Genomic DNA, 12,905 nt, shown 5'->3' on the forward strand with positions numbered 1-12,905 from the left:
GTCCTTCGCCGGCCCGCCCGTTCGCGGCGTCCCCCGCGCGGCTGCATCCCCCCCACCCGCGCGCCCCCCGCAGGGGCTCAGTGGATCCGCGGCGCCTGCTTGGGCCCGCCCGTCTCCGTCTCCGTACCCTACGCCCGCGTCGGCACGAACTGCCGTCCCATCGCCCAGCGCCCCGGGGTCTGTCTCCTATACCCATCTCCGGGCAGCGTCATATGTGTCTAAGAGCCAGCCACCATTCCCAGCTCCGGGCGGATCGTTATGAGTCGTTCCATCGCGTTGCGCGATGTCAGCAAGAGATACGGGCGGGACTCCCACGCCGTCGAACACTTCACCCTCACCGTCGAACCGGGTGAGTTCCTGGTCCTGTTGGGGCCCTCGGGCTGCGGCAAGTCGACCGTCCTGCGGATGATCGCGGGGCTGGAGGACATCACCGAGGGCGGGTTGTACCTGGACGGCGAGTACGCCAACCACATGCCGCCGAGCGAACGGGACATCGCCATGGTGTTCCAGAGCTTCGCGCTCTACCCGAACATGACGGGCCGGGCCAACATCGGCTTCCCGCTCAAGCTGCGCGACCCCCGCGGGGACCACGAGCCGCAGGTGGAGGCGACGGCCCGGATGCTCGGCATCCAGGACCTCCTCGATCGCTATCCGGGACAGCTCTCCGGCGGCGAGCGCCAGCGGGTGGCCATGGGCCGGGCGATCTCCCGCCGGCCCTCGGTGTTCCTGATGGACGAGCCGCTCTCCAGTCTGGACGCCAAGCTCCGCGGCCATCTGCGGGCCGAGATCTCCCGGCTGACGTCCGAACTGGGCGTCACCACCGTCTACGTGACGCACGATCAGTCCGAGGCCATGTCCCTCGGCCACCGGGTGGCGGTCATGCGCGGCGGCGTCCTCCAGCAGGTCAGCTCGCCGCGCGACACCTACTCCCTGCCGGCGAACGTGTTCGTGGCCGCGTTCATCGGCACGCCCCGGATCAGCCTGCTGCAGGCGGTGGTCCACGCGCCGTTGGGCGCGGGCATGTCGGTCGATCTCGGGCGCCACCGGCTCGCCCTGCCCGAACCCCTCAGCACCGACCACCAGTTGCTCCGGATCCAGCAGGGGCGTCCGATCATCGTCGGGCTGCGGTCGGAGGCGGTCAGGATCGCCCAGCCGAGCCAGGCGCGGCCCGGCGAGGCGGCGATGACGGGCGTCGTCGAGCACGTCGAGTACCAGGGGCACGAGGCACTGGTGCACGTGGACACGGGCTCGCGCCCGGCGGTGGTGACGGACCTGGAGGCACCCCGGCACCCGGCCGCTCCCGGGCGTCGACGCAGGCCGCAGCGGAGCGGCCTCAGCCGGCTCAGGGACCGGACGGTGGGACGGCTGTCCGGTTCCGTGGCCGTCCTGGACGCGCCGGAGCCGGAATCCGAGGGAGAAGGGGCCGTCGGTCCGGAGCAGCGGGTGGTGGTGCGCAGCGACCTCGTGGTGCGGACCGGGCCCCACACCCGGGTGCGGGTGGGGGCCCAGATTCCGCTGCTGGTGGATCTGGCGCAGCTGTACGTCTTCGACCACGTCGGGCAACGGATCTGCCCGGCACCGGAGGGGTTCACCGGCCTGGAGCACTGACTCCCGCTCCCCTCCCGGGCGGGCTGGCAGTCCCGGCGGGTTCCGCGTCTGGCGCTGTGGGGGAGGTCGCCCGGCCGCGGTATCCGGTGCGGCGCCCCTCCCCCAGCCGCCGCCGGGAGGGGGCCCCGGACGGAGGGCCACGGCGTACCCGGCCCAGGCGAAGGCGAGGCGGAGTCGGGCGAGGTCCGGACCGGCCTGGCAGCCGTACGCCAGGGCCACCCGGACGGAGGCCCGCGACCCGTACGCGACGTACCGGCGCGGTCCGACTACGCGAAGCGGCGCCGGGCCGGGCGAGGCGTGGCGGGCGGGGCCCCGCCGGGGCGGGCGGGGCCCGCCCGGGGGGGGCGGGACCGGGTCCTACGAACATCCTGACGCCGCCCCTCAAGGGCGCTCCCTCCGGTCGCGTCGCTACGCGATGGCCTTCGGCCACCCTTGACCGACCGTCCCGTCCCGGAACAACACAAGACTCCCGGGATCCCCCCGAAGGATGGCCGGGGGGAGAGGACGGAGGGACGGCCCTGCCGTCTGGCCCGCCTGTGGCGTTGAGGCGCACCGGATCGCTACACAGTCCCGCTCGGCTTAGCGGCCGCCGGCCCGTCTGTGGCTGGACATAAGCCGCACACCCGCCACACGTTCTCTGGTCGGCTAAGCGGCCGACGGCCGTCTGTGGCTGGGCATAAGCCGCACTCGCGCCGAGACCTCTCCCTCTCGGCTCAGCGACCGGCGGCCGCCTGTGGCCGGACACAGGCCGCACTCGCGCCGAGACTTCTCCCTCTCGGCTCAGCGACCGGCGGCCGTCTGTGGCTGGGCACAAGCCGCCCACCCATCGCCACGTTCCCTCTCTCAGCACAGCGTCCGGCGGCCGTCTGCGGCTGGGCATAAGCCGCACTCACGCCGAAACGTTCCCCTTCTCGGCTCGGCGACCGGCGGCCGCCTGTGGCCGAACATAAGCCGCCCACCTGCAGACACATCCCCTTCTAGGGATGCGCCTGCGGGCCGCCTTGGGTTGGACACAAGCCGCCGAGGGCGGTGGGGTGCACCTCCGGGGAGGCGGGTGCGGGTAGAGCGCTTTTCTGGCCCGCGAGGGCCGTGGGCAGTCCCTTTTCTGCCAGTTTGGCGACCGGTTGGGGAGTAAACGATCAGCTCTCGGACTCTAAGGACGAACGGATCACCCTCAGGCGACACCAAGCCCCCTCCGACCCCAAGGGGACCCCGAGGGCCGCCCGAGGGCCGCCCGAAGGGGGCCCGAAGGGGGCCCGAAGGCGCCATCCGTCGCCTTCCCACCCCCAAAGGTCGGCCGGATCGCCGCCAGGCGACATCAGGCACCCTCACCCCCTCCCGGAGATCGGCAGGATGGCCGTCAGACGACGTTCAGGCGCCTCCCACTCCCCAACGGTCGGCCGGATCGTCGCCAGATGGCGTCAGGCGCCTCCCAACCCCTGCGCGGCCTTCGCCCAACCCCAAACAACCCGCAGACGCATCCCCAGAAGGCAACGTCGTGACCGTGGACGGCTGTCCAACCACAGGCGCCGGGCGGCCGCTATGCCAGGAGGGGGGCGTGGTGACCGTGTGCGGCTTGTGGCTCAGCTACAGACGGCCGCCGGTCGCTAAGCCGAGAGGGGGGACGTGGTAACCGTGTGCGGCTTGTGTCCGGCCACAGGCGGCCGCCGGTCGCTGAGCCGAGAGGGAGAAGTCTCGGCGCGGGTGCGGCTTATGCCCAGCCGCAGACGGTCGTCGGCCGCTAAGCCGACGAGAGAACGTGTGGCGAGTGTGCGGCCTATGTCCAGCCACAGACGGGCCGCAGTCGCTGCGCCGAGAGCGACTGTGTAGCGATCCGATGCGGCTTATGCCCAGCCACAGGCGGCCGCCGGTCGCTGAGCCGAGAGGGAGAAGTCTCGGCGCGAGTGCGGCTTATGTCCAGCCACAGACGGGCCGGCGGCCGCTAAGCCGAGCGGGACTGTGTAGCGATCCGGTGCGCCTCAACGCCACAGGCGGGCCAGACGGCAGGGCCGTCCCTCCCCCCTCTCCCCCCGGCCATCCTTCGGGGGGATCCCGGGAGTCTTGTGTTGTTCCGGGACGGGACGGTCGGTCAAGGGTGGCCGAAGGCCATCGCGAAGCGACGCGACCGGAGGGAGCGCCCTTGAGGGGCGTCCTGGGGGTGGGCCGGGCTGGGGTCTTCGACGATCACCTGGATGTGGTGGCGGTTCGCGCGGAGCTCCATGCAGGTGACCGTGCCGACGTGCCGGAGCGCGTTGGTCACCAGTTCCGATACCAGCAGCACCACGTTCTGGACAGTCGGTTCGGGCGGTGGCGGGTTGAGGCGGGCCAGGAAGTCGGATGCGGCCTCGCGGGCCTGCGCCGTCCGCACGGGCTGGCAGGCGGACTCCAGCGGGTGGGCAGCATGGCTGTCGGTCGTGCTCGGGTGGCGCATGTCCTTCACACCGTCCTGCGGCGTCCTCGTGTGGGATCAGTGCCGCCTTGTCCCGCTTACCCCGGGTAGGCAGGGGCACGCAGGGCTTTGACGGTGAGCCCGGGATCGCGTCACGCCGGTGCCGTCAGGACGTGATCGGCGTGGGGAAGCTCGGAGATATGGGCGGCCGCCCCTTCCAGGGGCAGGAGAGGCCGCAAGGGGCAGGAGACCGGGGTGCGGTCGTGATCGACTTCCCAGGTCGGCAAGGGAGCCGAATGGACGCAGGTGGTGGAAACGGCGTAGAGGGTGCCGGAACAGCCCCGGCACACCAGCGAGCCGTGGATCACGCGAGTACCTCCCCTCGAACCGACGCGGCTGCGCCGTCATCAGGATGGGCGTCCCCTGCCAGATACAGCTGCCGCAGCGTCCTTTCCGTTTCGCGCCGGAAGTGCTCGGCAGAGACCAGACGCTGCCACAGCGGGTCAAGGCGGCAGGGGACGGTGGCGCCGCGGGCCGTCCACTCCTCGGCCAGCCGCGCGTACAGGGGGTGCGCTCTCGTCCGGGACCTCTCCACCGGCCTGCCCACCGGCGTGCGCCGGACTACGGGAAGGCCGCCGGCGCAGTTGTTCCGGAAGACGGGCAGCGGCTCAGCGCTTGCCGCTGCCGGCCTGAGCACTGCGGTCGAGGCATGCCCCATGATCATCCGTCACGTGCGTCAAAACGATTCTTCCACCCCGTTGGACACCGTTTCCGGTTGGCCGCAACAGCCCCTGCCCCTCCTCCGCTCCCCTGGAGCGGCCGGGATCGGCAACCGCTCGCCGCAGTGGCGTCGCGAACTCGGCGGCGCGTCCGGTGTCCAGGTCCAGCTCGGCAGCCTCAGGGAGCAGTCGTGTTCGAGCCCGATTACCTCCTGACCAGCCAGGAGCAAATCTATCTCGGCTGGAGTAGACATTGGGCAGTGACGTGGCTATGGTTTCTCTCGTAGCCCAGCGAGACAGCAGGGCCTGGCAGAGACGAACTGCCGGCAGTAGTACACGCAGTACCCGTAGTACCCGTAGATGCAGTGCGCAGGACGGTGCGGTGGTGGAGTGTCGAAGCCAGGGCTGGTGCAGGACGGCGACGGGACTGACGACCGGACCGGGTGGCCCGCAGGCATCAGGGGCCACCACGAGCAGAACCCAGCAGTGAAGTGAGTGAGAGCGGTACCTCGGTGAAGGCGTCGACTGCGGGCGCGCGCATCGGGAGGTTCGGCAGTGGGGTTCTAAGCCAGAGCAGACGCAGGACAGGCGACGGGGCTGGCTGCCGAAACGTGGCGCTAGATCAGGCCACGAGCAGTACAAGCGGTTCGCAGTACAGCAGTACGTATCACCACCCGTAGTACCCGTAGATGCAGTGCGCAGGACGGTGCGGTGGTGGAGTTCCGAAGCCAGGGCTGGTGCAGGACGGCGACGGGACTGACGACCGGACCGGGTGGCCAGCAGTGATCAGGGGCCACCAGAGGGGGAGATCGTCGGCAGCGTCAGATGGGTACAAGAGACAGGCCGCAGACCCGCCGCTACACGGCGGCCGGAACCGAGTACGAGGTCCACTACCGCCCCGCCCGCAGCGGCCCCCCGGAGCCGGTGGACCACCCCGGTGTCCGCGTCCTGTCGGCCACACCGGAGCTGGTCACCCTCGAAGTCGAGTGCGTCCGGCGCATGTTCCACGTGAAACGCAATTCGAACACCCGCGAGCTCCACGTGGACTCCGCGTACGCCGAGGGCACCCACACCACACTGACCCCCGTACCCCGCTTCGCGGACCCCCAGGACCGCACCGAACCGGGCTCCCTGCTCGCCCCCATGCCCGGCACCGTCGTCCGCGTGGCCGAAGGCCTCGCCCCCGGCTCCGCCGTCACCGCCGGGCAGCCCCTGCTCTGGCTGGAGGCGATGAAGATGGAACACCGCATCCTCGCGCCCGCCTCCGGCACGCTCACCGCGCTCCACGCCGCAACCGGCCAACAGGTCGAATTCGGCGCCCTGCTCGCCGTAGTCCAGGAGGAAGCATGAGCTCCACCACCATCGGCACCACCACCCTGGAAACCGAGGAACACAAGGCCCTGCGCGCGGCCGTGGCCGCGCTCGGCCAGAAGTACGGCCGCGAGTACCTCGCCCGCGTCGCCCGCGAGGGCGGCCACCCCGACGAGCTGTGGGCGGACGCCGCCAAGCTCGGCTACCTCGGGGTCAATCTCCCCGAGGAGTACGGCGGCGGAGGCGGCGGCATCGCCGAACTCTCCATCGTCCTCGAAGAACTCGGGGCCGCGGGCTGCCCCCTCCTCATGATGGTCGTCTCACCCGCCATCTGCGGCACGGTCATCGCCCGCTTCGGCACCGAGGACCAGAAGCGCGCCTGGCTCCCCGGCCTCGCCGACGGCACCCGCACGATGGCCTTCGGCATCACCGAACCCGACGCCGGCTCCAACTCCCATCGCATCACCACCACCGCCCGCCGCGACGGCGACGACTGGCTCCTCACCGGCCGCAAGGTCTTCATCTCCGGCGTTGACATCGCCGACGCCACCCTCATCGTCGGCCGCACCGAAGACGCCCGCACGGGCAGCCTCAAGCCCTGCCTCTTCATCGTCCCCCGCGAGACCCCCGGCTTCGCCCACACCCCGATCGACATGGAACTGGCCGCCGCGGAGAAGCAGTTCGAACTCACCCTGAACGACGTACGCCTCCCGTCCTCCGCCCTGGTGGGAGATGAGGACGCGGGCCTCCTCCAGCTCTTCGCGGGCCTCAACCCGGAACGGGTCATGACGGCCGCCTTCGCCATCGGGATGGGCCGCTACGCCCTGGCCAAGGCCGTCGACTACGCGAAGACCCGCCAGGTCTGGAAGACCCCCATCGGCGCCCACCAGGCCATCGCCCACCCCCTGGCGGCCTCCCACATCGAGCTGGAACTGGCCCGCCTGATGATGCAGAAGGCGGCCCACCTCTACGACGCGGGCGACGACATGGGCGCGGGCGAGGCCGCCAACATGGCGAAGTACGCCGCCGCGGAAGCCTGCGTCCGGGCGGTGGACCAGTCCGTCCACACCCTGGGCGGCAACGGCCTCACCCGCGAATACGGCCTGGCCGCCCTGATCACCGCCTCCCGCGTGGCCCGCATAGCCCCGGTGAGCCGCGAGATGATCCTCAACTTCATCTCCCACCAATCCCTGGGCCTCCCCAAGTCGTACTGACCCACCCAAGTACAGATGTGTAAAAGCGACACCCCCCGGCTCCGCGACCAGCGCCAGCTCCCCGAAGGCCGCCCCGAAGTTCGCCAGTTGCGCCCGCAGGAAGCCGAAGGGCGCCCCGTCGGCCAGGTTCGCCACGTAGACCCCGCCGGGCCGCAGGACGCGCGCCACCTCCCGCGCGTACTCCACGGAGGTCAGCGAAGCCGGCACCCGCGACCCCCCGAAGACGTCCCCCACCACGAGGTCCGCGCTCGCGGCCGGCGCCGCCGCCAGCCACGCCCGCGCGTCGGCCACGTGCACCGTGATCCCGCTGCCCGCGGCCACCGGCAGGAACTCCTCGACCAGCGACACGAGTCCGCCGTCGAAGTCGACCACGTCCTGCCGCGAGCCCGGCCGGGTCGCCGCCGCGTACCTCGCCAGCGTGAGCGCGCCCCCGCCCAGGTGCAGCAGGTCCAGCCCGGCCCCCGGCTCGCCCACGCAGTCCAGTACGTGCGCGAGGCGGCGTACGTACTCGAACTCCAGGTGCTCCGGGTCGTCGAGGTCCACGTACGACTGCGGGGCGCCGTCCACCGTCAGCAGCCAGGCCCGGTCCCGATCGACGTCCGGCATCAGCTTGGCCGTGCCCTGGGCCACGTCCCGGATCACCGGAATCTGTTCGTCACTCACCCGACCATTGTCAGGCCGCCGGGCCGGCCCAGACCTCCGCCGCCCGCGCCGCGTGCCCGGCGGCCTGCGCGAGCCCCGCCCGGGCGGCCGGATCGCGCCGCGCCGGGTCCAGCACGTTTCGCCCGAACACCTTGCGGGCTTCGGGCGAGGGCGTGATCAGCAGGACCTGCGCCCCGGCCGCCCGCAGCTGCGCGGCCTGGGCCGCCGGCGAGGGGATGAGGCCGGACCCCATGGACATCGGCGCGAGGATCACCACCCGCGCGTAGCCCGCGGCGAGGTCGGCGTTGGTCGCGGAGCGGATCCCGCCGTCGATGAACCGCCGCCCCGCGACCGTCACGGGCGGCCAGACCCCGGGAACGGCGCAGCTCGCCGACACGGCGTCGACCAGTCCGGCCGCGCTCCCCCGCTCGAAGGCGGCGAGCTCGCCGGTCAGCGCGTCGACCGCCGCGACGACCAGCCGCCGCTCGGGCCAGGCGTGCGAGACCAGCCGGGCCTCGAGCACCTTGCGGCGTTCCGCCTCCGCGCCCGTGCCGGCGGCGAGCGCGATGGCCCCGACCCGGCGCCGGTAGGCCTTCGCGTCGCGCGAGCGCACCATCGCGACGGCGTACCGCGCGATCAGGGAGGCCCCCAGCTTCGCGGTGAGCTCCCCGCCGGGGTCGCCGAGCTGGCGCTCGTACAGCTCCTGCGGGGTGAGCAGCCCGGAGGTGAGCTGCGCGCCGACGACCGAGCCGGCCGAGGTCCCGACGACGAGGTCGGCGCCGAAGAGGTCGACGCCCGCGCGGGCGAGCCCGTACAGCATTCCGGCCTCCCAGCCCACGCCGGTCAGCCCGCCGCCGCCCAAGACCCCGCGCGCCCCCGCCCCGCCTCGAGGCCGCCGGCTCCGCCCCGGAGGCGGTGACCTCCGCCGACAAGGCCCCCGTCTCGCGCTCCGCCGCCGTCGGCCGCACCCCCGCCCGCACCGCCGCCGACATCCGGGCCGCCGCCAAGGCCGCCGCGCCCCTGGCGGTCCGTCACGAACCGGTGCGCGGAGGGCCGTTCACCGTCGAGGTGGAGTTCGACGCCGAACACCGGAGCCTGCGATCAGGCCCACGTAGATGGGGGTGTTGGGCTTGCCGATGTAGTCGACGGACAGCACCGCGTCGTTGCGGAAGCGCTTCCACGCCGAGGTGTCCGACTCGTCCTCCGCCCGCAGCTCCAGGTTGAGGCGGTTGTACTTGCCGTTGGCGAAGTCACGGACGGTCGGGGTCAGGTTCTCCTCCGGCTCGTCGGGGAGGTTGTCGGCGAACTCGACCGGAGCGGCCGGCGAGTTCGGGTCACAAGCCGAACCACGGCCCGCGGACAGCCAACGGTCACCCATCAGGTCCGCATAGTTGGGCTTGTTGCCCCAGGTCGTCGACGAGGAGATCTCCCCGTCCATCCGGACCAGCCACACATTGCGGGCCGCGCACTGGAACGCCCACGGCTCGGTGATCCGGAAACGCGAGTTCAGGACCTCCTTACCGACGAGCTTCTTCGGCGAGAACTCGAAGTACAGGCGCTGCACATAACCCGGGCCGCAGTAGTAGCCGCTCCAGGAACCGCACTTGCCCATGCCCTTGCCCATGTTGTCGTCGCCGTTGTCCCAGTCCCAGAACTTGACGCCGTCATTGCGGAGCGCGGTGTGCTCCGTGCCGTCATCCAGAGCCACCGACGGGTCGATGTAGAGGGGGAACGCGGCCGGGTCGCTCTGCCCCAGCAGCGCGGCGTCCGGTACGACGGCCAGCGAGTCCGTATCGACGTCGACCGGCATGTTCTTCGCCTGCGAGCCCGCGGGCGGGCCGTCAGCCGGCTTGACCGGCGCATCGGCACCCGCCGGAGGCTGCGGCAGCGTGCCGCCCTCCGACTTGGCCGCCGCGACCTTCTCCTTCGACGACAGCACCAGCGGCGCCGGCACACCCTTCGAGTCCCACATCAGCGCCGGGGGCGCCTTGAACACCGGCACACCGTTCGCGTCCGTCGCCGACAGGCCCCCGTCCTCGGCCTTGCTCAGCCGCACGTCCTTGGCCTTGAGGTCGAACTCGACGCGCGCCAGCTTCGGGTTCTTCGCCGCCTCCGGCGTCTTGACGATCAGGACCTCGCGGTAGCCCTTCAGCGTGGCCGTCATCCGCAGGTCCACACCCGGCAGCACCTCCGGATAGACGGCACTGTCCCCGTCCAGGACCGGCTTGGGCAGCGGACCGCCCTGCCAGCCCAGCGTCATCGAACGGCCCTCGCGGGCGATCGTGACCAGCTTGGAGGCGTCCCCGCCACCCGAGAAGCTGACCCCCGCCACCGCCGCCCTGGGACCCACGGAACCATCACCGCGGACCTCCAGCGTCGCGTCGGGCGACACCCAGCCCTTCCCGTCCTTCGCCCTGACCCGGACCGGAACGGCCGAGGTGTCCAGGCGGAACGACTTCCCGTCCGGATTCGCGAACGTCGTCGATGAGTCGGTGCGCTCACCCATCACCTCGACGGGCTTACCGGACTTCTTCGCGTCCTTGAGCGCCTGATCACTCTCACTGGCCGGCGGCGCGGCGGCCTCCGCCAGCGTCGTGAACGAAGGCGCGGCACTCACCACGAGCACCGCACCCACCACCGTGGCCACGGCACGCCAAAGTCGGCCTCTGTCTGAAGGCATCGTGTCAACTTCCCCAAGTGACGCCGGATCCCCGATCCGGCGTGAAACGAATCCGGCCGCACCCCTGCGGCAGACACCCGGAGTGGACTCCCCACGGCTAAACGCCCGTTAAAGCCGCAGGCAATAAGGGACAGTAGTCGGAGAAGCTGCGGGTCGCGGCGAGCCCACCGCGGGCGCACAGGCGGTGTGCGGCGACTCCAGGGACCACGGTGCTGGAGAGCTCCTCGGCCCGGGCGAGGGCGCGGCGGGGCCCGGCGAGGCTGTCGCTCGCCGCGATGAGGGCCGCGGGGCGAGGGGTCAGGCCGCGAGGGCGGCCGTGCGGCCGGCGGCCGGGGCGATCTCGCCGACCGAGCCGGTGGGGATGTCGTAGACCCAGCCGTGCAGGGTGAGCGACCCCCCTGCCAGGGCGCGGGCCACCGAGGGGTGCGTGGCCAGGTTCGCCAGCTGCGCGGCGACGTTGTCCCGGACCAGGGCGGCCACCCCGTCCCCGGATCCGGCGGCCGTGGCGGTGGCCGTGGCCGTACGCGGCTGCGCGGTCCCGGCGTGCCGGAGCCAGCCGGCGACGGCCGGGAGGGCGGTGAGGTCGTGGCCGTCGGCCAAAGCGGTCATGGCACCGCAGGCGGAGTGCCCGCAGACCACGATGTCGTTCACGCCCAGGACGGCGACGGCGTACTCGATGCCGGCCGCGACCCCGTCCGAGCCGGGGGTGTGGGCGGGGACGTGGGCGGGGACGAGGTTGCCCGCGGTGCGGATGACGAACAGCTCGCCCGGCTCGCGCTGGGTGATCAGCTCCGGCACGACGCGGGCGTCTGAGCAGCTGATGAACAGCGTCGTCGGGCGGTGCGTGGTCGCCAGGCGGGCGAAGAGCTCCGCCTTGGCCGGGAACACGTCCTGCTGAAAGCGTGCGACGCCCTCGGTGAGGTCATGCATGTCGCTCCCTTCGGTGGGTGCCGACCTCGTGTGGTCGACGGGTTCCACCCTGCATGAGCTGCATCCATAGCGTCCAAGTCGCAGTTTCCATGATCGTTATTGCTGTCATCTATAGTCGGATCCATGGCACCGGAACTCCGTCACCTGCGCTACCTGCTCGCCGTGGCCGAGCACGCCAGCTTCACCCGCGCCGCCGAGGACCTGCACATCTCGCAGCCCACCCTGTCCCAGCAGATCAAGCAGCTGGAACGGACCGTGGGCGTCCAGCTGCTGGACCGCACGGGCCGCGCCGTGCGGCTCACCGATGCCGGCGCGGTCTACGCCCGGCACGCCCGCCGCGCGCTACGGGACCTGGCCGCCGCCGACCGCGCCGTACTGGACGTCCAGGACCTCTCGACCGGCACCCTGAGGCTCGCGATGACCCCCACCTTCACGGCGTACCTCATCGGCCCGCTGGCCGGGCTCCTCCACGCACGGCATCCCGGAATCACCTTGGAATTCAGGGAACTGACCCAAGATCAGATCGAGAACGCGCTGCTGGACGACGCCCTGGACCTGGGCGTCGCCTTCAGCGGCACCCACCTGTCCGGCATCACCGGCACGGAGCTGTTCACCGAGACCCTCGGCCTCGTCGTGGGCACCCCCCACCCCCAGGCCGGGCGCACCGCGCCGCTCCCGCTGGGCGAGCTGGCCGACCAGCCGCTCGCCCTGCTCAGCGGCGACTTCGCCACGCGCGGCCACATCGACGCCCACCTCGCCGCACACCGGGTGCGGCCCCGCATCGCGGTGGAGGCCAACTCGGTCAACGCCCTGACCGAGATCGTCCAGCGCACCGGGCTCGCCACCGTCCTCCCGGACGCCGTCACCCACGCGCACCCCCACCTCCACCCGGTCCGCCTGGACCCCCCCGGCGCCGAGGCCCCCGCCGCACCCGGCGACCCGCGCCTGCGCTGGAGCAGCGACGACGGCCGCCCCACCGTGCCCACCCTGCGCTTCCGCCGCGACGGCATCCTCCCCACCGTCGCCGCCGCCCTCTCCGTACGCGGCGAAACCCTCACCGGCACCGCCGGCAAGGCCGACCAGCCGCCCGTACTGCACCCCCTCGTCCAGGACTACCTGGACACCCTCACCAGCGCCCAGCGCGAACGCTTCACCGGCCGATGCCCCGAGGCGATCCTGCTCTCCCGCCACCTCGCCGGCGTCGAGGGCTCCCGCAGCAAGCGCGCCTCGCGCAAGCCCCTCACCCCCAGCGAAGCCCGCCGCTCCCTCAAGCACTCCAAGATCACCGCCCGCCGCATCCGCGAGGACGGCGACCCCCTCCACGGCACCTACGCGGCCCCCTGCCGCTCCTGCGAGGCCCTCCTCGCCCACTTCGGCGTACGACCCGTCGACCTCACCCACCCCGAGTAGCC

General features: G+C 71.9%; 7 protein-coding genes and 3 pseudogenes. 5 read left to right on the forward strand and 5 right to left on the reverse strand.

All coding sequences use genetic code 11. The annotated features are described in order from the left end of the window. The first annotated feature begins 258 nt into the window (after positions 1-258). Positions 259-1,608 carry an ABC transporter ATP-binding protein gene (locus DRB96_RS41845; RefSeq protein ID WP_112453023.1) on the forward strand — a complete coding sequence of 450 codons (1,350 nt, stop codon included), beginning with the start codon at positions 259-261 and terminating at the stop codon, positions 1,606-1,608. Between the two features lie 2,089 nt (positions 1,609-3,697). Here the strand turns inward: DRB96_RS41845 and DRB96_RS41850 are convergent. Further along, entirely contained in the window at positions 3,698-4,039 is a 342-nt protein-coding gene (locus DRB96_RS41850; protein ID WP_162689169.1) for an ATP-binding protein, read from the reverse strand. A gap of 1,517 nt (positions 4,040-5,556) precedes the next feature. Between DRB96_RS41850 and DRB96_RS41865 the strand changes: the two are divergent. Together DRB96_RS41865 and DRB96_RS41870 are read left to right on the forward strand one after the other, a co-directional pair. Then, positions 5,557-6,066: pseudogene (locus DRB96_RS41865) on the forward strand (biotin/lipoyl-containing protein); the annotation flags it as partial. Continuing rightward, a complete protein-coding gene (locus DRB96_RS41870; protein ID WP_112453028.1) occupies positions 6,063-7,241 on the forward strand; it encodes an acyl-CoA dehydrogenase family protein in 1,179 nt (392 codons plus the stop codon). The pseudogene DRB96_RS41865 and the gene DRB96_RS41870, both read left to right, overlap by 4 nt. Positions 7,242-7,277: 36 nt before the next feature. Here DRB96_RS41870 and DRB96_RS41875 read toward each other — a convergent pair. Together DRB96_RS41875 and DRB96_RS41880 are read right to left on the reverse strand one after the other, a co-directional pair. Beyond that, positions 7,278-7,847: pseudogene (locus DRB96_RS41875) on the reverse strand (fused MFS/spermidine synthase); the annotation flags it as partial. A gap of 67 nt (positions 7,848-7,914) precedes the next feature. Next, positions 7,915-8,745, reverse strand: a complete 831-nt coding sequence (locus DRB96_RS41880; RefSeq protein WP_239517848.1) for a patatin-like phospholipase family protein — start codon at positions 8,743-8,745, stop codon at positions 7,915-7,917. A gap of 26 nt (positions 8,746-8,771) precedes the next feature. Between DRB96_RS41880 and DRB96_RS45680 the strand changes: the two are divergent. Further along, positions 8,772-8,981: pseudogene (locus tag DRB96_RS45680) on the forward strand (M55 family metallopeptidase); the annotation flags it as partial. On the opposite strand, the gene DRB96_RS41890 reads toward DRB96_RS45680, so the two are convergent. Together DRB96_RS41890 and DRB96_RS41895 are read right to left on the reverse strand one after the other, a co-directional pair. Further along, positions 8,941-10,563, reverse strand: a complete 1,623-nt coding sequence (locus DRB96_RS41890; protein ID WP_162689170.1) for a hypothetical protein — start codon at positions 10,561-10,563, stop codon at positions 8,941-8,943. The pseudogene DRB96_RS45680 and the gene DRB96_RS41890 sit on opposite strands and share 41 nt — an antisense overlap. A gap of 297 nt (positions 10,564-10,860) precedes the next feature. Beyond that, positions 10,861-11,493, reverse strand: a complete 633-nt coding sequence (locus tag DRB96_RS41895) for a carbonic anhydrase (protein WP_112453030.1) — start codon at positions 11,491-11,493, stop codon at positions 10,861-10,863. A gap of 123 nt (positions 11,494-11,616) precedes the next feature. On the opposite strand from DRB96_RS41895, the gene cynR reads away from it, so the two are divergent. Further along, on the forward strand, positions 11,617-12,903 hold the full coding sequence (cynR, locus tag DRB96_RS46170; RefSeq protein WP_112453031.1) for a transcriptional regulator CynR: 1,287 nt from the start codon (positions 11,617-11,619) through the stop codon (positions 12,901-12,903). Positions 12,904-12,905 lie beyond the last annotated feature (2 nt).

It is taken from the genome of Streptomyces sp. ICC1 (genome assembly GCF_003287935.1).
GTDB lineage: Bacteria > Actinomycetota > Actinomycetes > Streptomycetales > Streptomycetaceae > Streptomyces > Streptomyces tritrimontium.

Bases quoted from the DNA above. Each gene is read 5' to 3' on its own strand.
- DRB96_RS41845 (WP_112453023.1), top strand. From the start codon at position 259: ATGAGTCGTTCCATCGCGTTGCGCGATGTCAGCAAGAGATACGGGCGG.
- DRB96_RS41850 (WP_162689169.1), bottom strand. From the start codon at position 4,039: ATGCGCCACCCGAGCACGACCGACAGCCATGCTGCCCACCCGCTGGAG.
- DRB96_RS41870 (WP_112453028.1), top strand. From the start codon at position 6,063: ATGAGCTCCACCACCATCGGCACCACCACCCTGGAAACCGAGGAACAC.
- DRB96_RS41890 (WP_162689170.1), bottom strand. From the start codon at position 10,563: ATGCCTTCAGACAGAGGCCGACTTTGGCGTGCCGTGGCCACGGTGGTG.
- DRB96_RS41895 (WP_112453030.1), bottom strand. From the start codon at position 11,493: ATGCATGACCTCACCGAGGGCGTCGCACGCTTTCAGCAGGACGTGTTC.
- cynR (WP_112453031.1), top strand. From the start codon at position 11,617: ATGGCACCGGAACTCCGTCACCTGCGCTACCTGCTCGCCGTGGCCGAG.